The sequence below is a fragment of the Dactylosporangium sp. CS-047395 genome (assembly GCF_050942185.1).
Taxonomy (GTDB): Bacteria; Actinomycetota; Actinomycetes; order Mycobacteriales; family Micromonosporaceae; genus Dactylosporangium.
On the sequence record NZ_CP192015.1, the window covers coordinates 674,380 to 695,474 of the forward strand.

Sequence of the window (21,095 nt, forward strand, 5' to 3'; positions counted from 1 at the left end):
CTACGACTCCTTGACCACAATGGTCTCGATCGTGTTGGCCACGTGCTCGAAGGCGTCACAGGCGGCCTCGAGCTCGTCCACGACCTCCTTCATCTTGAGCACGGTCAGCGCGTCGTACTCGCCGGAGAACAGCCGGACCAGGGCCATGCGGTACGCGCTGTCGCCGTCGTTCTCCAGCCGGTTGCACTCCACCCAGTACGACTCGAGGTCCTTCATCGACTTCAGGCGGGGCATCGCCTCGGCGGTGAGCCGGGACTGCTGGTCGAGCACCTTCACGATCTCGTGGATCTCGCGGGGCAGCGACGGGAGCTTGGTGAGGCCGTAGAGGTACAGGAGGCTGCCCACCGCCTCCAGGTGGTCCATCACGTCGTCCAGCAGCGATCCGAGGCGGTAGATGTCCTCGCGGTCGAAGGGCGTGATGAAGCTGGAGTTGATCTTCTTGTACAGCTCGTGCGTGATCGCGTCGCTGTCGTGCTCGACCTCGACCAGGCGCTCGCTCACCGACTGCACGTCGACGCCCGGGACGGCCAGCTCGGAGAGCAGGTCGGTGCCCTTGACGAGGTTCTGCGCCGCACGGCTGAACAGTTCGTAGAACGAATCGTCGCTGGGACGCAGCCTGAACCGCACAGTGAACCTCTTACGTCATTGAGGGGGCGCTGAAACGCCTAAAGCGTGAATGCTAAGGCCCATACCATCCGGCCGTCGCCGTGAGATCCCTCGCACGCTGCTGGTTCATCCTCCGTTCACCGAATATTCGCCTCGGGCGGCGGGGGTGTACCGGACGGCTGCCGCGCGGTGCTTGTAGGTGCGCTGGACCGGCCGGCGGAGAAATCGGGCCAGAGCCGCACGGTGCCGGCTCGCGATCACGTCGACCCCGGCCGCCCGCAGTTCGCCCCAGAAGGCGTTGCGCACCCGGCGGGGCGCCTCCGGGACGTCGGCGAAGCGGACCCGGCGGCCGTCCTCGTGCGCGGCCCGCACGAGCGAGCGCAGGATGTGCCGGGCCTCGGCCGGGAACTCGGGCCACTCCTCCTGTCCGTCGAAGCCGAGCCGGGCCGCGAGCGACTCGGTGACGATCGGCGCGACCCCGACCGGCAGCCCGCCCGGCTCCAGGTCGCCGAAGCGGCCCTCCAGGAACGCGTACCGCTCGTACGCGCCCAGCAGGTCCGCCCGCGACCAGTGCGCCCCGGTGAGCACCACGGTGATCGCGCCCGGGACGACCCGCCCGCCGAGGAACTGGGTCAGGATCGGCGCGTGCGGGCGCAGGAGGTGGTCCAGCGTGTCGTACTCCCGGCCGCTCGCCCGCACCACGCCGGTCTCCGGGTCGGGTTCCGGCTCGGCCCGCACCATGAGCAGGAACGGCTCGGCCCGCCGGGCGTGCACCCGGCCGAGCGGATTGCCGGCCACCCGCGCGGCCAGCGGGGCGAGCACCGCCTGCTCGAACGTCGGCGGCGGCTCCCCGGGCGGCATGGCGCAGGTCAGCCGCAGCGTGGGGGTGGTCGTGTCCGGATCGATCCGCACGCCGACCTCGACTCCGGCGAAGCCGGCCCGGGCCGCGGTGGCGGCGGGATCGATCGGGCCGTCCAGCGCCACGAAGAGCCCGCTGGCGAGATACGGCCGGCCCCGGCGCACCTTCGACGCGGCGATCGCACCGAGGGCGCCGCAGGTCGCCAGGCCGGCGAGGCCGGTGGCGACGGTCGCCAGGGCAGTGGTCATAGCAAAATGGTACTTAACGCACATTTCGTGCGCGGCCACTTTAGGTCACGAAACTGAGCCACTCGTGATACGCGGACCCGAACGGCTCGACCCGCTCGGTGACCGCGCCCATCAGCCAGTCCGCGCTGGCCAGGGCCTGCGTGACCACGTCGGACGGGTAGGAGTAGCGCACCTGGTGCACCGCGAACTCGTCCTCGTCCAGCAGCTCCACCCCGCCGTGGCGGCGCCGGCGGACGTCGAGGTCCAGGTCGATCGCGGTGACCTCGGTCTCGGCGGGCCAGTGCGGCACGCTCGTGATGTCGCAGTAGATCTCGGTCCGGTGCGGCGCCGCGTTGAAGCAGGCGGTCCACCAGGCCTGCCGGGGGAACAGCAGCACGTGCGGGGACTCGGCGACCCCCTTCGGCGCTTCGCCCTTGAAGATCGCGGTCTGCGGGCCGGCCCCGACCCACACGCCGTGCTCGTCCTCGCCCAGCCACTGCGTCTCGTAGTTCCAGTGCAGCGAGCCGTCGTACTTGCGGTACACGACCCTCACGCGTTTCATGCGCCTCACGGTACCGACCGCGTGTGCCCGCCGTTTCTGTCGTACGCAAGGGGTAGCGTCCCACCCGTGACCGCCACCCCCAAGCCTCGTCGCCCCCGACCGGAAGTGATCGATCTCCTGGCCGCCGCCGTCGGCGCGGTCCCGGACGGGGCCGAGCGCCCCGGCCAGCAGAGCATGGCGAAGGCGATCGAGGCCGCGGTGGAGAAGGAGGAGCACCTGCTGGTGCAGGCGGGGACCGGCACCGGCAAGTCGCTGGCCTACCTGGTGCCGTCGCTGCTGGTCGACGGGCCGGTGGTGATCTCGACGGCCACCCTGGCCCTGCAGTCCCAGCTGGTCGACCACGACCTGCCCCGGCTGGCCGACGCGGTCGAGCCGGCGCTGGGCAAGCGGCCCACGTTCGCGGTGCTCAAGGGCCGCCACCACTACCTCTGCCTGGCCCGGCTGGAGGGCACGAACGCCGACGAGCCCGACGACGCGCTGTTCGACGTCGGCGAGGCGCGGCCGACCAAGTGGCTCGGCGAGGCGGGCCGGCTGGGCAAGCAGATCGAGCGGCTGCGCAAGTGGGCGATGGAGACCGACACCGGCGACCGCGACGAGCTCGACCCGGGCGTGGACGACACGGCCTGGCGGCAGGTCTCGATGCCGGCCCGCGAGTGCGTGGGCGCGCAGCGCTGCCCCTACGGGGCCGAGTGCTTCGCCGAGGCCAGCCGCACCCGGGCCCGCGAGGCCGACATCGTCGTCACCAACCACAGCCTGCTCGCGGTCGACATGCTGACCGGCCGGCAGATCATCCCGCCGCACGAGCTGCTGGTCGTCGACGAGGCGCACGAGCTGGCCGACCGGGTCAGCTCCGCCTCGCAGGCCGAGCTCACCCCGGAGACGCTGGAGCGGACCGCCCGCCGGTGCCGGACCTACGTCGACGACGACGTGGCCGACCGGCTCATGGAGGCCGGCGACGTGCTGACCATCGCCCTGGCCGAGGTGCCGGCCGGGCGGATCACCGGCGAGCTGCCGACCGTGCTCGCCGAGGCGCTCACGCTGCTCGACGGCGGCGGCCGCAAGGCCCTGGAGGCGATCGGCGAGGTCCGCGCCGACGACGCCGACCCGGTGCGCAAGACCCAGGCCAAGACCATGATCGGCGACCTGGTGAAGGTCGCCCAGCGGATGCTCGCCAACGCGGAGCACGACGTCACCTGGGTCGAGCGCGACGAGCGCGGCCGCCGGGCCGTGGTCATCGCCCCGCTGTCGGTGGCCGGCACGCTGAGCAGCCACCTGTTCAGCGAGCGCACCGTGGTCGCCACCTCGGCCACCCTCGCCCTCGGCGGCCAGTTCGACACCGTCGCCCGCTCGCTGGGCCTGCCCACCGCCGTCGAGCGCCCGGCGACCGCGGCCACCCCGGCCGAGCAGGCCCGGGAGGCGGTCGTGCGGGCCGACGAGGCGCGGGACACGGCCGGGCTCTCCTGGAGCTCGCTGGACGTCGGCTCGCCGTTCGACTATCCCAAGCAGGGCATCCTGTATGTCGCGGCGCACCTGCCCAAGCCGCAGACCTCGGGCCTGTCGGAGCCGGCCGCCAACGAGATGGTGGAGCTGGTCCAAGCCCTCGGCGGGCGGGCCCTCGGCCTGTTCTCGTCGCGCAAGGCGGCGGAGCGGGCGGCGGAGGTGCTGCGGGCCCGGACGCCGGGGATCACGATCCTGCTGCAGGGGGAGGAGTCGCTGCCGCTGCTGGTGCGGCGCTTCCGCGAGGACCGCAACAGCTGCCTGCTGGGTGTGATGTCGCTGTGGCAGGGCGTCGACGTGCCCGGCGACGCCTGCCAGTTGGTGATCATCGACCGCCTGCCCTTCCCGCGCCCCGACGAGCCCCTGTCGGCCGCGCGCTCGGACGCGGTCCAGGCGGCCGGCGGGTCGGGTTTCGCGGCGGTCAGCGTGCCGATCGCGGCGGTCCGGCTGGCCCAGGGAGTCGGCCGGCTCATCCGCTCGCGCGGGGACAAGGGAGTGGTGGCGGTGCTGGACTCCCGGCTGCAGCACGCGTCCAGCTACGGGCCGTTCCTGCGGAAGTCACTGCCGCCGTTCTGGTACACGACCAAGCCCGACGTCGTCCGCGCCGCCCTTCGCCGGCTGGCCGCCTCGTAGCGTGAGGACGACCCCGATCAGCAGCAGGCCGCAGGCGATCTGTTCCAGCTTCAGCCAGAGCGGGAACGGGAGCGGGACCGAGACGATGACCGCGATGGCCACCGTCATGACGATGGCGATGATGCGCAGCCGCTTCACGTCGCCGCGGGCGGCCAGCCAGTTGCAGACGGCGGCGCTCGCCACGACGATCGTGGCGCGGACCCAGACGGCGTCGTTGACCAGGTCGGCGTGGTGTCGCAGCAGGTAGGCCGCGACCAGGGTGGCCAGGCTCAGCAGCAGGTAGGCGGCGATCAGCAACCGCGGGGTTCGTGTCATGCCTCCAGGCTCGTGACCACCGGCCCTCAACCGCATCGGCGCCCGGGTAGAGCCGCGATCTCCAACCCCGGTTGGATGTCGGCGCGGCCGGATCCGGCTTGAATGGGGGCATGACCTCGCCGGCGCTGGCCTCGCTCGATTCGGCCCGGGCGCAGCGGGCGGCCGTCATCCGCTGGCTGCGGCCGCTCGCCCCGCTGATCATGGGGATCGTCGTCTGGTCGGCCTGCACCCAGCAGCCGGGGCCGGCGTCCAGCCGGGCGGTGCTGCTCGCCCTGGTCGCGTTCATCGTCGCCGGGACCGGGGCGGTGGTGTCGATCAACTACGTGCGGACGCACATCGGGTTCGTCGGGGCGTTGCTCGCGGCCTCGGCGGCGCTCGTGTGGCTGCAGCCCGACGGGGCCGCCGTGGCCGGGATCTTCGTCGGCGTCTCGCTGCTCGCGCCGCTGCTGCGGGGGCATCTCTCGATCCCGATCACCGTCGTCGCGCTCATCTCGCTCGCCGTCGCCGTGAGCTCGGCGCGGAACGGGCCGATCATCGACGCGCTGCTCGATGCCGTGATGGTCGGCGCCTTCTACGGGATGATGGTCTTCGCGCTGCGGCTGGGGGAGGCCAACCAGCAGGCCGAGCGGCTCGTCGAGGAGCTCGAACGGGGGCGCGCGGCGCAGGCCGAGGCGGCGCGGCTGTCCGAGCGGCAGCACCTCGCGCGGGAGATGCACGACTTGCTGGCCCACTCGCTCTCGGGGCTGATGCTGCAGCTGGAAGGGGCCCGGCTGCTCGCCACCCGCTCGCCCGACGATCCGCGGCTGCCGGCCGCCCTCGAGCGGGCGCAGCACCTCGGGCGGGCCGGGCTCGACGAGGCGCGGCGGGCCATCGGGCTGCTGCGCGACGACGAGCTGCCCAGCCTGGCCGAGCTGGCCAGGTCCTTCGCCCAGGACCACGGGGTGCGCTGCGAATACACGATCGGCGGCACCGAGCGGGAGCTGGAGTCGCCGGCCCGGCTGGCGGTGTACCGGGTGGCGCAGGAGGCCCTGACCAACGCGGCCCGGCACGCGTCGCCCACGCTGGTCACCGTGCACCTCGAATATCTGGCCAACACTGTCCGGCTGACCGTCGAGGACTTCGGGCCGCGCGCGGCGACGCCCAGCCCCGGGGCCGGCTACGGGCTGACGGGCATGCGGGAACGGGCCGAGCTGCTCGGCGGTACCCTCGACGCCGCTCCCACCGCGACGGGCTTCCGGGTCACGCTGGATGTGCCGGCATGACCGTGATCCGCGTGCTGCTCGCCGACGATCAGCGGGTGGTCCGGGAGGGGCTGGCGCTCGTGCTGGGACTGCTGCCGGACGTCGAGGTGGTCGGGGCGGCCGGGGACGGGGCCGAGGCGGTCGAGCTCGCGGTGCGGCTGCGGCCCGACATCGTGTTGATGGACCTGCGGATGCCGCGCTGCGACGGGGTCGAGGCGACCCGGCGGCTGCGGCAGCGCGCGCCCGAGGTGCGGGTCGTGGTGCTCACCACCTACTCCGACGACCGGTCGATGCTGGAGGCGCTGCGGGCCGGGGCCAAGGGGTACCTCACCAAGGAGGCCGGCGGCGAGGAGATCCGGGCCGCCCTGCAGCGCGTGCTCGACGACGGGGCCGCGCTCGACCCGGCCGTGCAGCACCACGTGCTCAACGCGCTGACCCAGCCGCCGCCGGTGAAGGCCGACGAGCTGCTGACGCCGCGGGAGGTCGAGGTGCTGCGGCTGATCGCGGCCGGGCTGAGCAACGGGGAGATCGCGGCGCGGCTGTTCATCAGCGAGGGTACGGTCAAGAGCCACGTCAACCACCTGCTGGCCAAGATCGGCGGGCGGGACCGGGCGCAAGCGGTGGCGTACGCGTACCGCAACGGACTGGCCCCCGGCGAGTAGGCTGCCAAGCCGTGAGTCAGCTGAGGACGACCGGGGCCGAGTTCATGCTGGGCCTGCGGCTGCTGGGCAAGGGGTTCGCGCGGTACGGCCGCAGCCCGAAGCTGTTGCTGCTCGGCGCCATCCCGGCCGTGATCACGTGCGCGCTGTTCGCGGTCGCCTGGGTCTTCCTGATCATCTACATCGACGACATCGCCGGCTGGGCGACCTGGTTCGCCGACGACTGGTCGGAGTTCTGGCGCGGGCTGATCGAGTTCGGGGCGGGCGCGGCCATCCTCATCGCGGCCGCGTTCCTCTCGGCGGTCGGGTTCACCGCGGTCACGCTGCTCATCGGCGACCCGTTCTACGAGACCATCTCCGAGCGGATCGAAGAAGGGCTCGGCGGCACACCCGGGGCCGTGGACCTTCCCTGGTACCGCACGCTGTGGCCCAGCGTGGTCGACTCGCTCCGCCTGATCATGTTCGGCGTGCTCTGCGCGATCCCGCTGTTCGCGATGGGCTTCATCCCGGTCGTCGGGCAGACGGTGGTGCCGGTGCTGAACGCGATCCTCGGCGGCTGGCTGATCACGCTCGAGCTGACCGGCATCCCGTTCACCCGGCGCGGGATGCGCCTGGCCGACCGCCGCAAGATCATGCGGGCCAACCGGGCGCTCGCGCTCGGCTTCGGCATCCCGGTCTTCCTGGTGCTGCTGATCCCGGTGGTGGCGATCATCGTGATCCCGGCCGCGGTGAGCGGGGCGACCCTGCTGACCCGGCGCAGCCTGGGCCTGGCCATCGAGGACCGGCCCGGCCCGGACGCGATCAGGCCAGCAGGCCCCGCAGGAGCGTTGCGTCCCCGCTGACCAGCAGGGTGTCGAACGGCACCCGCCCCCACAGGGCCAGCGCCAGGTCGCTCGCGCTGCCACTGGCCGTGGCCCGCTCGTGGTGCTCGTCGGAGTCGAGCAGCGTGTCGGTGTCCAGCAGGGCGATGCCGGCGTTGCGGAGGCGGACGTACCAGACCTGATCGGTGTCGGTGGCGTGCAGCGCGATCATGCCGGCCCGGTCGGCGGGTCCGCTGCGGCGCCCGGACGGGATCCAAGTGTCGAGCACCTCGGTCACGTTGTCGCTGGCCAGGCGGGCCTCGATCGGCTCGGCCAGGCCGCCGGCCATCTGCGCGTCCCAGCGGTGGATCGTCGTCTCGTGGGCCATCCGCCGGTGCCAGAACGCGGCCTTCTTGGCCTGGGGCGCGAAGTTCCAGGCGGGCTGCTCGGGGTCGACCGAGTCCAGGGTGGCGACGAGCTCGGTGAAGGCGTCGGTCCAGGCGGACGCCGCGTCCACGCCCGCCGGCAGCGGGTCGCTCGAGCGGGGCTCCGGCTTGTCCAGCGAGCCACGGGTGATGTGGCCGGTCACGTACGTGTACACCTGGCTCAGGTGCCACGCCAGGTCGGCCAGGCTCCAGCCCGGACAACTCGGCACCGGGGCGTCGAGCGGCGTGCCGCTGCTCAGGGCGGCGCGGAAGGCGTCGCCCTCGGTGCGCAGTGCGACCAGCCAGATGTCCTTGGTGAGCTGAGGCTTGCTCATAGCCAACAAGATTAGGGCAAGGCCTAGTCTGGTGCGGTGCCCGAACCCCGCACGCTCGCCGCGTTCACGACCCTGCGCCTCGGCGGCCCGGCCGGCCGGCTGATCGAGGTCACCTCCGAGGAGGAGACGCTCGCCGCGCTCCGCGCCGGTGGCGATCAGCTGATCCTGGCCGGTGGCAGCAACATCGTCGTCGCCGACGAGGGCTTCCCCGGCACCGTGGTGCTGCTCCGCCAGCGCGGGACCCGGGCCCAGGTCGAGGACGGCGAGGTCACCCTCACGGTGGCCGCCGGTCACCCGTGGGACGAGGTGGTGGCCGAGGCGGTGGCCAACGGATGGTCCGGGATCGAGTCGCTCTCCGGCATCCCGGGCTCGGCCGGCGCCACGCCGATCCAGAACGTGGGCGCCTACGGCCAGGAGGTCGCCGAGACGATCACCGAGGTGCGGGTCTACGACCGCGAGCGCGACGAGGTCGTGACGATCCCGGCCGGCGGCTGCGGTTTCGCGTACCGCACGAGCATCTTCAAGCACAGCCCGCGCCACGTGGTCCTGTCGGTGACGTTCCGGCTCGCCGTCTCGGACCGCTCGACCCCGATCGCGTACGCCGAGCTGGCCCGCACCCTCGGCGTCGAACCGGGCGCGACCGCCCCGCTGGAGGAGGTCCGCGCGGCCGTGCTGAAGCTGCGGGCGGGCAAGGGGATGGTCCTCGACCCGGCCGACCCCGACACCTGGTCGGTCGGCTCGTTCTTCACCAACCCGATCGTGCCCGCGGCCGACTTCGAGCGGGTCCGCGAGCTGGCCGCCGAGTTCGGCACCCCGCCCGCGTGGCCGTCCGGCGACGACGTCAAGCTCAGCGCCGCCTGGCTGATCGAGCGGGCCGGCTTCCGCAAGGGCCACGGCGACCCGGCGAGCGGGGTGGCCCTGTCCGGCAAGCACACCCTCGCGCTGACGAACCGGGGCAGCGGTACCACGGCCGCCCTGCTCGACCTGGCCCGCGAGATCCGGGCGGGGGTCGAGGAGCGCTTCGGCGTGACCCTGCACCCGGAGCCCGTGCTGGTGAACTGCGCGATCTAGGGCGCGACGGCGGCGTAGGGGACGGTGACCTCGCCGAGGCGCCAGCGGGCCGGGCGGTCCAGCACCGGCCAGCCCGCGGTCCGCGCCGACTCCACCGCGGCGCGCCAGCGCTGGCGCGGGCCGAAGACAGACAGCGGGGCCGCCGCCCGCCAACCGGCGTCCAGATCGCGCAACAGGGCGTGAATCCGCTCGCCGGGGACGTTGTGGTGGATCAGGGCCTTCGGCAGCCGCTCGGCGATCGTCCCCGGCTGGTCCAGGTTCGCCAGCCGGGCGGCCAGCGTCAGCGTGCGCGGGGCGCCGGCCGGGGCGACCAGCACCCAGGCCGCCAGCCGGCCGAGCTCGTCGCAGGTCCCCTCGACCAGCCACGCGCCGGACGCGGTCATCGCTGACCAGGCGGCGGGGACGTCCTGCTCGCCGTACTGGCGAAGGACGTTGAACGCCCGCACCACCGTCGGGCGCAGGCCGGCCAGCTCGAAGCCGCCGAGCCGGAACCGCAGCCCGGCGGTCTCGTAGGGCTTGGCCGCGGCCACCCGGGCCGGGTCGATCTCCAGGCCGACGACCGGCACGCCGAGCCGGGCGTGCAGCTCGATCGCGGTGATCGGCGAGGCGCCGTACCCGAGATCGACCACCAGGGGGTCCCGGGCGCGGCGCAGCACCCCGCCGAGCGTCGCGGCGATCCAGTTGTCGACCCGGCGCAGGCGGTTCGGGTTCGTCGTACCGCGCGTGATCGAACCCAAAGGCCTCATTCGAACACTCGGTGCACCTTGTGCTGGGCGGCCTGGGCGAGCGGGCGGACCACGAGCCGGTCGATGTTGACGTGGTGGGGGAGGGTCGCGGTCCAGGCCACGCACTCGGCGATGTCTTCGGCGACCAGCGGCTCGGCCACCCCGGCGTACACCGCGGCGGCCTTCTCGGCGTCGCCCTCGTAGCGCTTGAGCGCGAACTCGTCGGTCCGCACCATGCCGGGGTCGATCTCCACGACCCGGATCGGCCGGCCGGACAGCTCCAGGCGCAGCGTCTCGGCCACGGCGGTCTCGGCGTGCTTGGCCGCCGTGTAGCCGCCGCCGCCCTCGTAGACGACGAAGCCGGCGGTCGAGCTCATGATCACGATGGTGCCGCGGCCCGAGCGGTTCAGCAGCGGCAGCAGGGCCTTGGTGATCCGGACGGTGCCGAGCACGTTCACGTCGAACATCCACTGCCAGTCGGCCAGGTCGGCGTCCTCGACCGTTTCCGCCCCGATCGCCCCGCCCGCGTTGTTGACGAGCAGCTCGACCTCGCCGTCCAACCCGCCGAGGTGCTCGGCCAGCGCGGCCACGGATGCGTCGGAGGTCACATCGGCCACGAAGGACGACCCGGACTGCAGCTCCGCCACCAGCGCGTCGAGCTTCTCGGCCCGCCGGGCGACGGCGACGACGTGGAAGCCCGCGGCGTCGAGCCGGCGGGCGGTGGCGGCCCCGATGCCGCTGGAGGCGCCGGTGACGACGGCGATACGAGTAGGCATGTGGCCATCCTGCATGAAGTTGCCCGGAGCGCAGTGACCAACGCAACGGTGGGTACATGGGTGAAAGCGAGGGAACATGGACGGTTGGGAAGATGTAACCAACCGGCAACAGACAGGAGCACGACGTGGCGCGGGTTGATTCGCTGCACGGTCATACCCCGCAATCCCGCCGTACCCTGCCCAGGCGCGTCGCAACGCTCTCGGTGCACACCTCGCCCCTGGACCAACCGGGCACCGGGGACGCCGGCGGCATGAACGTGTACATCGTCGAGGTGGCCGAGCGGCTCGCGCGGGCCGGCGTCGAGGTGGAGATCTTCACCCGGGCGACCAACAGCGAGCTGCCGCCGACCGTGGAGATGGCGCCCGGCGTGCTCGTGCGGCACATCATCGCCGGCCCGTTCGAGGGCCTGGCCAAGGAGGACCTGCCGGCCCAGCTGTGCGCGTTCACCGGCGGGGTGCTGCGCGCCGAGGCGGCCCGACCGTCCGGCTGGTACGACCTGGTGCACTCCCACTACTGGCTCTCCGGCCAGGTCGGCTGGCTGGCCAAGGACCGCTGGGGCGTCCCGCTGGTGCACACCGCGCACACCCTGGCCAAGGTCAAGAACGCGCTGCTGGCCGACGGGGACAAGCCCGAGCCGATCGCCCGCGTGATCGGCGAGGAGCAGGTGGTGGCCGCGGCCGACGGGCTGGTCGCCAACACCCCGGCCGAGGCGAACGACCTCATCGACCTCTACGACGCCGACCCGCGCAAGGTGTGCGTGGTGCCGCCCGGCGTCGACCTGGACCGGTTCCTGCCCCGCCCGCACCGCAAGCTGGCCGCGCGGGAGCGCTTCGGGCTGCCCGCCGACGCCCACATCGTCGCGTTCGCCGGGCGCATCCAGCCGCTCAAGGCGCCCGACATCCTGCTGCGGGCCGCCGCCGAGCTGCGCGCCCGCGACCCCAAGCTGCTCGTCGTCATCTGCGGCGGGCCCAGCGGCTCCGGCCTCGACCAGCCCACCGCGCTCATGGACCTCGCCGGCGAGCTCGGCATCGCCGACATCGTGCGCTTCCTGCCGCCGCAGCCGCGCGACTCCCTCGCCGAGCTGTTCCGGGCGGTGGACGTGGTGGCCGTACCCAGCTTCAACGAGTCCTTCGGGCTGGTCGCGATCGAGGCGCAGGCGTGCGGCACGCCGGTCGTGGCGGCGGCGGTCGGCGGCCTGGTGACCGCGGTCCGCGACGGCGTGTCCGGGGTGCTCGTCGACACCCACAAGCCGGCCGACTGGGCCGCCGTGCTCGGGCCGCTGCTGGCCGAGCCGGCCCGGCGGGCGGCCCTGTCGCTCGGCGCGGTCCGGCACGCCCGCGAGTTCTCCTGGGCCCACACCGCCAGTGGCCTGCTCGCCGCCTACCGCGACGCACTGGAGTTCCACCGGGAGGCGGTGGCGGCATGAGCGACTCCGTCGACATCGAGGCGATCGACGCGCTGATCGAGAAGGTCGCCGCCGAGCGCGAGATCCCGTGGGAGAAGACCGGAGAGCACGCGTACGTCGTGACCCTCCCCGGCACCCACAAGCAGAAGACGAACTGCAACCTGATCGTCGGCGAGCACGCGCTGCGGGTCGAGGCGTTCGTCATGCGCCACCCGGACGAGAACCGCGAGGCGCTGTGGGAGTGGCTCCTGCAGCGCAACGCCCGCATGTACGGCGTGGCCTTCAGCATCGACGCGGTCGGCGACGTGTACCTGATGGGGAAGCTGCCGCTGCACGCCGTCACCGAGGACGAGCTCGACCGGCTGCTGGGGGCGGTGCTGACGTACGCCGACGAGAGCTTCGACCCGATGCTGGAGATCGGCTTCGGCTCGGCCATCCGCCGCGAGTGGGACTGGCGGGTCAAGCGCGGCGAGCCGCTGGACAATCTGCGCGCTTTTCGGGACTTCGTGAATCGACCCGAATAGCTACGCTGTCGGAGGTGACCGAGAGGCCCCCTCTGGCGTGGAAGCCCGTCGGCGCGGTTGCCGGCCTGGCCGCGCTCGCGCTGTTGCTGACCATCAATCGGTACGACTATCACCGCGACGAGCTGTACTTCCGCATGGTCGGCGCCCACCCGAAATGGGGCTACGTCGACCAGCCACCGTTCACCCCGCTCATGGTGCGCGGCTGCATCGAGCTGTTCGGCGACACGGTCTGGGCGATCCGTATCCCCGGCCTGATCTTCCTCGCCGCGGCCGCGTTCCTGCTCGCCCTGGTCGCCCGCGAGCTCGGCGGCCGGGCCCTGGCCCAGACCCTGGCCGCGGCCGGCGTGCTCACCACGTTTCCGCTCACCGCCGGGCACATCACCATCACCGCGGCGCCCGACCTCGTGCTGTGGCTGCTGGTCATCATCAGCCTGATGCGCGCCCTGCTGCGGGATTCGCCACGGTACTACCTGTGGGCCGGCCTCTTCGCCGGTATCGCGCTCTACAACAAGCACCTCGTGATCCTGCTGCTGCTGACGTTCGCGGCCGGTCTGCTCATCGTCGGGCCCCGCCGCGCGCTGCTCTCCCCGTGGCTCTGGGCCGGGGCCGGGATCGCGGTCCTGGTCGGGTTGCCGAACCTGCTGTACCAGATCGCCAATGATTTTCCGCAGCTCGACATGGCCTCGGCGCTGGCCGAGAACAAGGGCGAGGACGCGCGCATCACGCTGCTGCCGCTGCAGCTGGCCTGGCTCGGCCCGTTCTTCGTGCCGGTGTGGATCGCGGGCATCGTGGCCCTGCTCCGCCGGCCCGAGTGGCGGCCGGTGCGGGCGTTCGCGCTCGCCTATCCGCTGATGCTGGTCCTGCTGTTCGTCATCGCGGGCCAGCCGTACTACAGCTTCGGCCTGCTCGCCGCGCTGTTCGCCATCGGCGCGGTGCCGACCGCGAACTGGCTGGGCGACAGCACGACCAGGCGCTGGCTGCTCGGCGCGGCCGTGGTCGTGAACTGCGGGATGGCGATCGTCATGTCGCTGCCCGTGCTGCCGGTGGACGTCATCGGCAAGACCCCCATCCCGGCCATCAACCAGGGCCTCTCCGACGAGATCGGCTGGCAGCGCTACGTGGCGCAGGTCAAGGCGGTCTACGACGAGCTGCCGGCCGAGGACAAGCCGCGCACGGTGCTGGTGACGGGGAACTACGGCGAGGCGGGTGCGCTCGACCGGTACGGCAAACCGCTCGGCCTACCCGATGTCTACAGTGGACAGAACGAGCTGTGGTACCTCGGCCCGCCGCCGGAATCCAAGACCGTCGTGGTGCTCGTCTCCCAGGGCGACCCCCGCCGCGCAACGGCATTCGGCTCCTGCGTGGAACGCGCCCGGCTGGACAATGGTTACGGCGTGGACAACGAAGAGCAAACAGCTCGCGTCTACGTCTGCCGCGACCTGACCGGCACCTGGTCCGACCTGTGGCCACGCTTTCAACATTTCGACTGACACCTTCGATCGGCACCGATTGTTTCGAGTGTGTGAGCGAGCCGACAGCTTGTTTACTTGGCGCGCGAATGAGCGGCCGCGTACCGTCATTTTCGGATCCGGCGATTCCTGAAGTTGGGGAGCGGCGGGGGTGTTCCGGCCCGTGAGGGCCTCTCGCGATGACATGTCCGGGCGGGGCGTGTCGTCGCCACCGGCGGCACACAGCGGGTGCCGTGGACTGGGGGTGCACGCACCCGCTGCCGCCGGTACGAGTCGCCAAACTTAAGGCGGCCGTAAAGACGCCGGGGCCTCGAAGCCCGTAATTTCCTCGCATGCTCAGGCGTCTGCTGACCGCCGCTCTTCTGCTGGGTCTCGCCGGTTGTGGCAGCACCCAGGCTTCCGCGAACGGTCCCACGCCGAGCGGTGCCCCGTCGGTCGCTGAAAGTTTCGCGGACCCCGACGGCAGCGGCGCCCTCGCGGCGCGCGCCGGTGCGAGCACCAGCGCCGCGGCCAAGACCACGACCGCTCCCGCGGCGAGTTCCGGCAAAGCGCCCACCCAGACGTTCGCCATCACGAGCAGCCAGTTCACGTTCACCCGCGCGGGCCGGACGCTGCGGACCGTCGTCTGGTACCCGAAGACGGCCGGCCGCTACCCGCTGGTGCTGTGGAGCCACGGCCTGCACGGCTCGCCCGAGGGGTACGCCGGCGTGACGCAGAAGATCGCCGCCGCCGGGTTCGTCGTCGCCGCGCCCGCCTACCCAGGCACCAACGACAAGGCGAACCCATTCAACCAGAACGACATGGCCAACCAGCCGGCCGACGCGTCCGCCGTCATCACCGAGGTGCTCAAGCTCGACGGCCAGTCCGGCTCACCGCTCGCGGGGCGGATCGACACCGCCCACGTCGGCGCGGCCGGGCACTCGGCCGGCGGGTACACCACCGCCGGCCTGCTCTCCGGCTCGACCCGCGACAGCCGGCTCAAGGGCGCGGTCATCGTCTCGGGCGGGTCCATGGGCGGCAAGTTCTCCGGCGCGGCCACCCCGGTGCTGTTCATTCACGGCGACGCCGATGCGACCGTGCCGTACAGCAGCGGCAAATCGCTCTACGACGCCACCACGTGGCCGAAGGGGCTGCTCACCCTGATCGGCGGGGATCACGGCGCCGCCCTGTGGGGCAGCACGCCGGCCGCCAACGCCGTCAGCAAGTCGATGCTCGACCTGTTCCGCTACGGCCTCTACGGCGACACCGCGGCCCGCTCCCGGCTGCGCGCCGACGGCACGGCGAGCGGCGCCGCGAAGTACGACGGCACGCTCTAACTGACGGCGAAGACGTCCAGCAGTCCGGTGATCTCCAGCTGGGCGTAGGCGAGCGGCCGGGGGTTGCGCAGGCGCAGTTCGCATCCGGACCCGGCGGCGAGCTTCCAGCAGCCGACCAGCGCTCCGATGCCGGCCGAGTCGAGCAGCGTGACCTGGTCGAGGTCGAGGATGAGCGCGTCGGGACGGAAGACGGGCAGGACGGCCTGGACCGCCTCGGTCACCTGCTCGCACGTGGCGAGGTCCAGGGTGCCGGCGAGCCGGATGACGAGCGTGTCGGATGGCGTCGGCTCCAGCGTCGCCGACAAGCCGTCCTCGTCCAAAGCCGCCCCCCATAGCGCTGAAGTGAGCGGGACGACTACCCGGCGATCGGCACCGCAAACTCCTCCGCGGCCGCCAGGTCCTTGGCCACCCGGCGCTCCCGCGCGGGCTGGATGAGCAGGTGGCCGGCGGCCGCGCACAGGCCGAGCGCACCGCACACGATCCAGTGCCAGTTGCCCAGATACTGCAGGCTCACCCCGCCCGCCGCCGGCGCGATGAAGCTCGCGGCCGGGAAGGTCAGATAGAACACGCTCTGGTACCGCCCACGCAGCGCCTCCGGGGACAGTTCCGCGATGACCGCGGCGTTGGGCGGCGCGGCGATCATCGAGCCGACGGTCCACACGGTCGCGGCCGCGAGGTAGCCCACGAGGCCGTCGGCCAGCGCGACGGCGGCGAAGCCCAGGCCCAGGAACACGTTGGCCACGGCGAGCGCGGTGCCCTTGCGCCAGCGGTCGATCAGGCGGGGCACGAACAGCTGGCCGACCACGATGAGCAGCGCGGCGTAGGCCACCACGGAGCCGTACGCGGACGGCCGCAGCCCGTCGCCGGTGATCGCCAGCGGCAGGATGGTCGAGGTCTGCGTGCTGACGATCGCGAGCAGCAGCGACAGCCCGACGAACAGCATGTACGCGCGGTCGGTGAGCGCGGTGCGGAGTCCCTCTTTGTTCGCGAACGTTCGGTTCGCCGGCCGGGTCTCGTGCACTTTCCACAGGATCAGCAGGGCCGTCAGCAGCGTGCCGGCCGCGTCGACCGAGAACAGCAGCGTGAAGCTCACCTCGGCCAAAGCCCCGGCGAGCACCGAGGCGACCGCCATGCCCAGGTTGAACGCCCAGAACTGCAGGTTGAACGCGCGGCTGCGGTCGTCGGCCGGGGTCACGTCGACGATCGCGGCCACGAACGCCGGGCCGGGCATCGAGTGCATGACGCCGAGCAGCGCGGCGAGCACCGCGATGGCCGGGATGGGCCGGGCCACGATCAGCCCGCACAGCACCGCCACGGCGCCGAAGTGGGCGAGCAGGAGGGTCGGGCGGCGGCCCCAGCGGTCGGCGAGCACCCCGCCGAGCAGCACGCCGCCGATCCCGCCGATGCCGTAGGCGCCGACCACGAGCCCGGCCACGGGGATCTCGAGGTGCCGGGCGGAGGTGAGGTAGAGCGAGAGGACCAGCGCGACGAAGCCGCCGACGCGATTGATCAGCATGCCGGTCCAGAGGTACCAGTAGAGCCGGGGGAGGCCGCCGATCGTGGAGCGGTACCAGGTGCGCACGTTGCTTTTGCTCCGCTTTTGCTTTTGTTAAGTCACTTTACAGTTCAATCTTAGCCAGCTCGCGTTCGGTCAGTGCGGCCACCCTGTGTTCCCGGGCGCGGGCCGCGCTCAGGCTCCAGACGGCGGCGACCAGCGCGGCGCCGAGGCAGCCCAGCCACAGGCCGGTGTTGCCGAGGTGCCGGTTCTCCCGCACCAGGCCGCCGAGGGTGGGCGCCAGGAACGAGGCGACCTGCCAGGACAGGCCGAAGAAGCCCTGGTAGCGGCCGCGCATGCGAACCGGGGACAGCCCGGCCAGCAGGGCCGAGTTGGAGGGCGCGTTGAGCATCTCGCCGACGGTCCAGACGAGCACGGTTCCGGCGTACAGCAGCGGCGTGTGCGCGAACGCGGTGAGCCCGAAGCCGACGCCCATGATGACGGCCGAGACGGGCATCACATAGGCCGGTCGGCGGGTGCTCAGCAGCCGGGTCACGCCCATCTGCCCGGCCACGATCAGCACCCCGTTGAGCGCGATCACCAGGCCGAACGTCTGGCTGGACAGCCCGTCGTCGATCATCGCCAGCGGGAGCATCGACATGTGCTGCAGCAGGACCAGCGCCACGAGCAGGTTGCAGGCCACGAAGCCGAGGAACACCCGGTCGTGCAGCACCGCCCGCAGCCCGCCGCGCTCGTGCTCCTCCTCGTGCGGGGCCGCCGCCGGCCGGGTCTCCCGGATGCGCCAGGCGATGAGCAGCGCGGCGGCCGCGGTGGTGGCGGCGTCGGCGGCGAAGAGCGTGAAGTACCCGGCCTGCGCGGCGAAGCCGGCCAGCGCGGCCGAGACGGCGAAGCCGAGGTTGATCGCCCAGTAGTACGTGCTGAAGGCCCGCATCCGCAGCTCGGTCGGCACGATGTCGGCGATCATCGCGCCCAGCGGCGGGCGGGCCGCCTCGGCCGCCGCGCCGAGCAGGACGGCGGCCGTGATGATCTCCACCGGTCCGCGGGCCAGGCCGAGGGCCAGCATGAGCACCGAGGACGAGCCGAGCGAGAGCAGCGCGGCCGGGCGGCGGCCCCAGTGGTCGGTCAGGTGCCCGCCGACCGTCACGCCGACGGCGCCGCCGACGCCGTACAGGCCGACCACGAGCCCCGCGGTCGACGCGCTGAAACCGCGCTGGGTGGTCAGGTAGATCGTCAGGAAGATGATGACGAACCCGCCGGCCCGATTGACGAGCGTGGCCGCCCAGAGCACCCAGAACTGGCTCGGCAAGCGCTGTTTCCCCGTAATGACTGCCACGGTCTCGCATCCTTACATCAGGGACCGTGTGATGTCGAAGTGATTCGGTGCGGGAGGATTGCGGCATGAGTGAAGTCGGGACACTGGTGCTCTTGCGGCACGGTGAGAGCGAGTGGAACGCCAAGAACCTGTTCACCGGCTGGGTCGACGTGGACCTCAGCGCCCAGGGAGAGGCCGAGGCCCGTCGGGGCGGCGAGCTGATCCGTGATTCCGGTCTCCTGCCGGATGTGGTGCACACGTCAGTGCTGCGCCGTGCCATCCGCACCAGCGAGATCGCCCTGCACACCGCCGACCGGCACTGGATCCCGGTCCAGCGCTCGTGGCGGCTCAACGAGCGGCACTACGGCGCCCTGCAGGGCAAGGACAAGAAGCAGACCCTGCAGGAGTTCGGCGAGGAGCAGTTCATGCTCTGGCGCCGCTCCTACGACACGCCCCCGCCGCCGATCGACGACAACGACGAGTGGTCGCAGGCGAGCGACGCGCGCTACGCGGCCCTGCCGCCGGAGCTGCGGCCGAAGACCGAGTGCCTCAAGGACGTGGTGGCCCGGATGCTGCCGTACTGGTACGACCAGATCGTCCCCCAGCTGCTCAACGGCAAGACGGTGCTGGTGGCGGCGCACGGCAACTCGCTGCGGGCCCTGGTGAAGCACCTCGACGGCATCTCCGACGAGGCGATCGCCAAGCTGAACATCCCGACGGGCATCCCGCTGCGCTACGACCTCGACGCGGCGCTCAAGCCCATCACGGCCGGCGGCACGTACCTGGATCCGGAGGCGGCCAAGGAGGCCGCGGCCGCGGTCGCGAACCAGGGTCGCTGATCTCCAGAAAAAAAGGGGGGCCGGTCGAATGACCGGCCCCCCTTTTTGTCGCTTGCTCAGCTCTTGGCGGCTTCGCGGGTGTCGAGCGTCTCACCCGTGACGAGGAACACCACGTGGCGGCCGGCGTTGACCGCGTGGTCGGCGTACCGCTCGTAGAACCGGCCCAGCAGCGCGGTGTCGACCGCGGCCTCGGTGCCACCGTCCCAGCCCGGCGCGAACATGGTCGCGAACAGGTCGGCGTGCAGCTTGTCCATCGCATCGTCGTCCCGCTCGAGCTGGCCGGCGGCGACCACGTCGAGGTTCGAGATGGCGCTGGAGATCTTGGCCGCGATCCGGTCGGCGACCGTGCCCATCTGCTCGAACGTCGGGGCCAGCGAGTCGGGCACGACGCGGGCCGGGTGGCGGCGCAGCGTGGCCTTGGCGACGTGGTCGGCCAGGTCACCCATCCGCTCGAGGTCGGCCGCGAGGTGCAGCGCCGTCAGCAGCAGCCGCAGGTCGGAGGCGACCGGGGCCTGACGGGCGCACAGGTCGTACACCTTGTCCTCGACGAGCCGGTAGAGCGCGTTGACCTCGGCGTCGCGGGCCACGACCTCCTCGGCGTCGGTCTGATCGGCCGTGAGCAGGGCGTTCGTGGCCCGGCTCATCGCCGAGCGGACGGCGTCGGCCATCCACACGAGCAGCTTGTTGACCTGCAGAAGATCGGCACGATATTCGTCGCGCATATTGCTCCCATCGTTGTGAACCTCACCGTATGGCCCGACCTTGACCGACCCGGTGAACAATGGCGGCCACCAGGGTGAACACTGGACCACATGAGCCCGATTCGTGCCTCCGTGTGCGCTGGATGCGCTAACGGGTCTCCTACCATCGGATCGTGGATTGGAAGTTCCGGCAGCCGAAATCCGAGGGACCGGCGGTGACCGACATCCTCGACGCGCTGCAGGTCGGGGTGCTCGTCCTCGACGAGCTCGACAAGCCCGTGCTCGCCAACGCGGCCGCACGGGAGATGGGCCTCGTCCGGCAGCGCCCGGGCGGGACCACGACCGTCGCCGAGGAGGCGCACACGATCGTGCGGACCCTCGCCGGTCAGGTGCGGCGTACCGGCATCACCCGGGTCGTCGAGCTCGACCTGCCCCGGCTGACCCACGGCGAACCGCTCGGCGTCAACGTCCGCGCGGTCGCGCTGGACGGCGGCCGGGTCGCGATCGAGGCGGCCGACGTCACCGAGGCGCACCGGGTCGCCCGGGTGCGCCGCGACTTCGTCGCCAACGTGAGCCATGAGCTCAAGACTCCCGTAGGTGCGTTGCAACTGCTCGCCGAGGCGCTGCTGGACGCCACCGACAAGGACCCGGCGGCCGCCATCCGGTTCGCCGAGCGGATCAAGCACGAGTCCTCCCGGCTCGGCCGGCTGGTCTCGGAGCTGCTGGAGCTCTCCCGGCTGCAGGGCGCGGAGCCGCTGCCCGAGCCGGAGCCCGTCGACGTCGACAAGATCACCGTCGAGGTGCTGGACCGGGCCAAGACCCCGGCCGCGGCCAAGGGGATCGAGCTCGCCTTCACGGGCGTGCGCGGCCTGACCGTCTACGGCAACGAGAACCAGCTCGTCACCGCGGTCGTGAACCTCGTGGAGAACGCGATCGCGTACTCGCCCGAGCACACCACCGTCACCGTGACCGTCAGCGAGGACAACGGCTACGTCGAGATCGCCGTGGCCGACCAGGGCATCGGCATCGAGCCCCGGGACATCGACCGCATCTTCGAGCGCTTCTACCGCGCCGATCGGGCGCGCTCCCGGGCCACCGGCGGCACCGGGCTCGGGCTCGCGATCGTCAAGCACATCTCCACGAATCACGGCGGCCGGGTCACGGTCACCTCCACCGTGGGAGTTGGCTCGACGTTCACATTGCGGCTGCCCTCGCGTCCGACGGAGGCCGCGTTGGCGCTACCGCCGTCAGTTGAGATCGGAGGGGCCCCATGATCGTTAC

21 protein-coding genes and 1 pseudogene are annotated in these 21,095 nt (G+C 71.9%); 11 read left to right on the forward strand and 11 right to left on the reverse strand.

Translation table 11 applies throughout. The features are described 5' to 3' along the window. From ACQP00_RS03150 to ACQP00_RS03160, 3 genes are all read right to left on the reverse strand, one after another. Nucleotides 1-627, reverse strand: a complete 627-nt coding sequence (locus ACQP00_RS03150) for a DUF47 domain-containing protein (RefSeq protein ID WP_433214012.1) — start codon at nt 625-627, stop codon at nt 1-3. Between the two features lie 105 nt (nt 628-732). After that, nucleotides 733-1,713 carry a hypothetical protein gene (locus ACQP00_RS03155; RefSeq protein ID WP_433214015.1) on the reverse strand — a complete coding sequence of 327 codons (981 nt, stop codon included), beginning with the start codon at nt 1,711-1,713 and terminating at the stop codon, nt 733-735. Nucleotides 1,714-1,753: 40 nt separating this feature from the next. Continuing rightward, nucleotides 1,754-2,254 (reverse strand): DUF402 domain-containing protein, encoded by a 501-nt coding sequence (locus ACQP00_RS03160; RefSeq protein WP_433214018.1) that lies wholly within the window; start codon nt 2,252-2,254, stop codon nt 1,754-1,756. Between the two features lie 66 nt (nt 2,255-2,320). On the opposite strand from ACQP00_RS03160, the gene ACQP00_RS03165 reads away from it, so the two are divergent. Next, on the forward strand, nt 2,321-4,384 hold the full coding sequence (locus ACQP00_RS03165; RefSeq protein WP_433214021.1) for an ATP-dependent DNA helicase: 2,064 nt from the start codon (nt 2,321-2,323) through the stop codon (nt 4,382-4,384). On the opposite strand, the gene ACQP00_RS03170 is transcribed toward ACQP00_RS03165, so the two are convergent. Next, nucleotides 4,310-4,699: a hypothetical protein gene (locus ACQP00_RS03170; protein WP_433214024.1), complete on the reverse strand. Its 390-nt coding sequence runs from the start codon at nt 4,697-4,699 to the stop codon at nt 4,310-4,312. The two genes, ACQP00_RS03165 and ACQP00_RS03170, sit on opposite strands and share 75 nt — an antisense overlap. Before the next feature lie 110 nt (nt 4,700-4,809). Here ACQP00_RS03170 and ACQP00_RS03175 point away from each other — a divergent pair, with 110 nt between their 5' ends. Genes ACQP00_RS03175 through ACQP00_RS03185 form a run of 3 tightly spaced genes read left to right on the forward strand, consistent with a single transcriptional unit; the run spans nt 4,810 to nt 7,441 of the window. Next, complete coding sequence (locus ACQP00_RS03175) at nt 4,810-5,961, forward strand: sensor histidine kinase (protein WP_433214027.1); 1,152 nt, start codon at nt 4,810-4,812, stop codon at nt 5,959-5,961. After that, nucleotides 5,958-6,602 (forward strand): response regulator, encoded by a 645-nt coding sequence (locus ACQP00_RS03180; protein WP_433214030.1) that lies wholly within the window; start codon nt 5,958-5,960, stop codon nt 6,600-6,602. Before ACQP00_RS03175 ends, ACQP00_RS03180 begins: the two co-directional genes overlap by 4 nt. Nucleotides 6,603-6,646: 44 nt before the next feature. Further along, nucleotides 6,647-7,441 carry an EI24 domain-containing protein gene (locus tag ACQP00_RS03185; protein WP_433223664.1) on the forward strand — a complete coding sequence of 265 codons (795 nt, stop codon included), beginning with the start codon at nt 6,647-6,649 and terminating at the stop codon, nt 7,439-7,441. Here the strand turns inward: ACQP00_RS03185 and ACQP00_RS03190 are convergent. After that, nucleotides 7,401-8,159, reverse strand: a complete 759-nt coding sequence (locus ACQP00_RS03190) for a maleylpyruvate isomerase family mycothiol-dependent enzyme (RefSeq protein WP_433214032.1) — start codon at nt 8,157-8,159, stop codon at nt 7,401-7,403. The genes ACQP00_RS03185 and ACQP00_RS03190 overlap by 41 nt on opposite strands. 36 nt (nt 8,160-8,195) lie before the next feature. Here ACQP00_RS03190 and ACQP00_RS03195 point away from each other — a divergent pair, with 36 nt between their 5' ends. Next, nucleotides 8,196-9,230, forward strand: a complete 1,035-nt coding sequence (locus tag ACQP00_RS03195; RefSeq protein ID WP_433214035.1) for a UDP-N-acetylmuramate dehydrogenase — start codon at nt 8,196-8,198, stop codon at nt 9,228-9,230. Here the strand turns inward: ACQP00_RS03195 and ACQP00_RS03200 are convergent. Together ACQP00_RS03200 and ACQP00_RS03205 are read right to left on the reverse strand one after the other, a co-directional pair. Continuing rightward, nucleotides 9,227-9,976, reverse strand: a complete 750-nt coding sequence (locus ACQP00_RS03200) for a class I SAM-dependent methyltransferase (protein WP_433214038.1) — start codon at nt 9,974-9,976, stop codon at nt 9,227-9,229. The genes ACQP00_RS03195 and ACQP00_RS03200 overlap by 4 nt on opposite strands. Next, nucleotides 9,973-10,731, reverse strand: coding sequence for an SDR family oxidoreductase (locus ACQP00_RS03205; protein ID WP_433214041.1), 759 nt, complete (start codon nt 10,729-10,731; stop codon nt 9,973-9,975). Before ACQP00_RS03205 ends, ACQP00_RS03200 begins: the two co-directional genes overlap by 4 nt. A gap of 125 nt (nt 10,732-10,856) precedes the next feature. Between ACQP00_RS03205 and mshA the strand changes: the two genes are divergently transcribed. The 4 genes from mshA (at nt 10,857) to ACQP00_RS03225 (ending at nt 15,446) form a co-directional block, all read left to right on the forward strand. After that, nucleotides 10,857-12,158, forward strand: coding sequence for a D-inositol-3-phosphate glycosyltransferase (gene mshA, locus ACQP00_RS03210; RefSeq protein WP_433214044.1), 1,302 nt, complete (start codon nt 10,857-10,859; stop codon nt 12,156-12,158). Next, entirely contained in the window at nt 12,155-12,661 is a 507-nt protein-coding gene (locus tag ACQP00_RS03215; protein WP_433214047.1) for a YbjN domain-containing protein, read from the forward strand. The genes mshA and ACQP00_RS03215 overlap by 4 nt, the downstream gene beginning before the upstream one ends. A 14-nt stretch (nt 12,662-12,675) precedes the next feature. Then, a complete protein-coding gene (locus ACQP00_RS03220) occupies nt 12,676-14,151 on the forward strand; it encodes a glycosyltransferase family 39 protein (RefSeq protein ID WP_433214050.1) in 1,476 nt (491 codons plus the stop codon). A 311-nt stretch (nt 14,152-14,462) separates the two neighbouring features. Continuing rightward, on the forward strand, nt 14,463-15,446 hold the full coding sequence (locus tag ACQP00_RS03225) for an alpha/beta hydrolase family protein (protein WP_433214053.1): 984 nt from the start codon (nt 14,463-14,465) through the stop codon (nt 15,444-15,446). Here ACQP00_RS03225 and ACQP00_RS03230 read toward each other — a convergent pair. The 3 genes from ACQP00_RS03230 to ACQP00_RS03240 are packed head-to-tail and all read right to left on the reverse strand — an operon-like array spanning nt 15,443 to nt 18,295. Then, the gene (locus ACQP00_RS03230; RefSeq protein ID WP_433214056.1) at nt 15,443-15,766 is read right to left on the reverse strand and encodes an STAS domain-containing protein; all 324 of its coding nucleotides are present in this window, start codon (nt 15,764-15,766) and stop codon (nt 15,443-15,445) included. The genes ACQP00_RS03225 and ACQP00_RS03230 overlap by 4 nt on opposite strands. Nucleotides 15,767-15,801: 35 nt before the next feature. Beyond that, nucleotides 15,802-17,028 (reverse strand): MDR family MFS transporter, encoded by a 1,227-nt coding sequence (locus ACQP00_RS03235; RefSeq protein ID WP_433214059.1) that lies wholly within the window; start codon nt 17,026-17,028, stop codon nt 15,802-15,804. A gap of 37 nt (nt 17,029-17,065) precedes the next feature. Then, nucleotides 17,066-18,295: an MFS transporter gene (locus ACQP00_RS03240; protein ID WP_433214062.1), complete on the reverse strand. Its 1,230-nt coding sequence runs from the start codon at nt 18,293-18,295 to the stop codon at nt 17,066-17,068. A 65-nt stretch (nt 18,296-18,360) separates the two neighbouring features. Here ACQP00_RS03240 and ACQP00_RS03245 point away from each other — a divergent pair, with 65 nt between their 5' ends. Continuing rightward, nucleotides 18,361-19,113 carry a phosphoglyceromutase gene (locus ACQP00_RS03245; protein ID WP_433055904.1) on the forward strand — a complete coding sequence of 251 codons (753 nt, stop codon included), beginning with the start codon at nt 18,361-18,363 and terminating at the stop codon, nt 19,111-19,113. Between the two features lie 56 nt (nt 19,114-19,169). On the opposite strand, the gene phoU is transcribed toward ACQP00_RS03245, so the two are convergent. Then, a complete protein-coding gene (gene phoU / locus ACQP00_RS03250) occupies nt 19,170-19,835 on the reverse strand; it encodes a phosphate signaling complex protein PhoU (RefSeq protein WP_433214065.1) in 666 nt (221 codons plus the stop codon). A 206-nt stretch (nt 19,836-20,041) separates the two neighbouring features. On the opposite strand from phoU, the pseudogene ACQP00_RS03255 reads away from it, so the two are divergent. Next, nucleotides 20,042-21,088: pseudogene (locus tag ACQP00_RS03255) on the forward strand (sensor histidine kinase); the annotation flags it as partial. Between the last annotated feature and the right edge of the window lie 7 nt (nt 21,089-21,095).

Excerpts from the sequence above, each read along its gene's own strand:
- ACQP00_RS03245 (WP_433055904.1), top strand. The coding sequence starts at position 18,361 with ATGAGTGAAGTCGGGACACTGGTGCTCTTGCGGCACGGTGAGAGCGAG.
- ACQP00_RS03185 (WP_433223664.1), top strand. The coding sequence starts at position 6,647 with ATGCTGGGCCTGCGGCTGCTGGGCAAGGGGTTCGCGCGGTACGGCCGC.
- ACQP00_RS03180 (WP_433214030.1), top strand. The coding sequence starts at position 5,958 with ATGACCGTGATCCGCGTGCTGCTCGCCGACGATCAGCGGGTGGTCCGG.
- ACQP00_RS03170 (WP_433214024.1), bottom strand. The coding sequence starts at position 4,699 with ATGACACGAACCCCGCGGTTGCTGATCGCCGCCTACCTGCTGCTGAGC.
- ACQP00_RS03225 (WP_433214053.1), top strand. The coding sequence starts at position 14,463 with ATGCTCAGGCGTCTGCTGACCGCCGCTCTTCTGCTGGGTCTCGCCGGT.
- ACQP00_RS03155 (WP_433214015.1), bottom strand. The coding sequence starts at position 1,713 with ATGACCACTGCCCTGGCGACCGTCGCCACCGGCCTCGCCGGCCTGGCG.
- ACQP00_RS03190 (WP_433214032.1), bottom strand. The coding sequence starts at position 8,159 with ATGAGCAAGCCTCAGCTCACCAAGGACATCTGGCTGGTCGCACTGCGC.
- ACQP00_RS03200 (WP_433214038.1), bottom strand. The coding sequence starts at position 9,976 with ATGAGGCCTTTGGGTTCGATCACGCGCGGTACGACGAACCCGAACCGC.
- phoU (WP_433214065.1), bottom strand. The coding sequence starts at position 19,835 with ATGCGCGACGAATATCGTGCCGATCTTCTGCAGGTCAACAAGCTGCTC.
- ACQP00_RS03175 (WP_433214027.1), top strand. The coding sequence starts at position 4,810 with ATGACCTCGCCGGCGCTGGCCTCGCTCGATTCGGCCCGGGCGCAGCGG.
- ACQP00_RS03160 (WP_433214018.1), bottom strand. The coding sequence starts at position 2,254 with ATGAAACGCGTGAGGGTCGTGTACCGCAAGTACGACGGCTCGCTGCAC.
- ACQP00_RS03205 (WP_433214041.1), bottom strand. The coding sequence starts at position 10,731 with ATGCCTACTCGTATCGCCGTCGTCACCGGCGCCTCCAGCGGCATCGGG.
- ACQP00_RS03215 (WP_433214047.1), top strand. The coding sequence starts at position 12,155 with ATGAGCGACTCCGTCGACATCGAGGCGATCGACGCGCTGATCGAGAAG.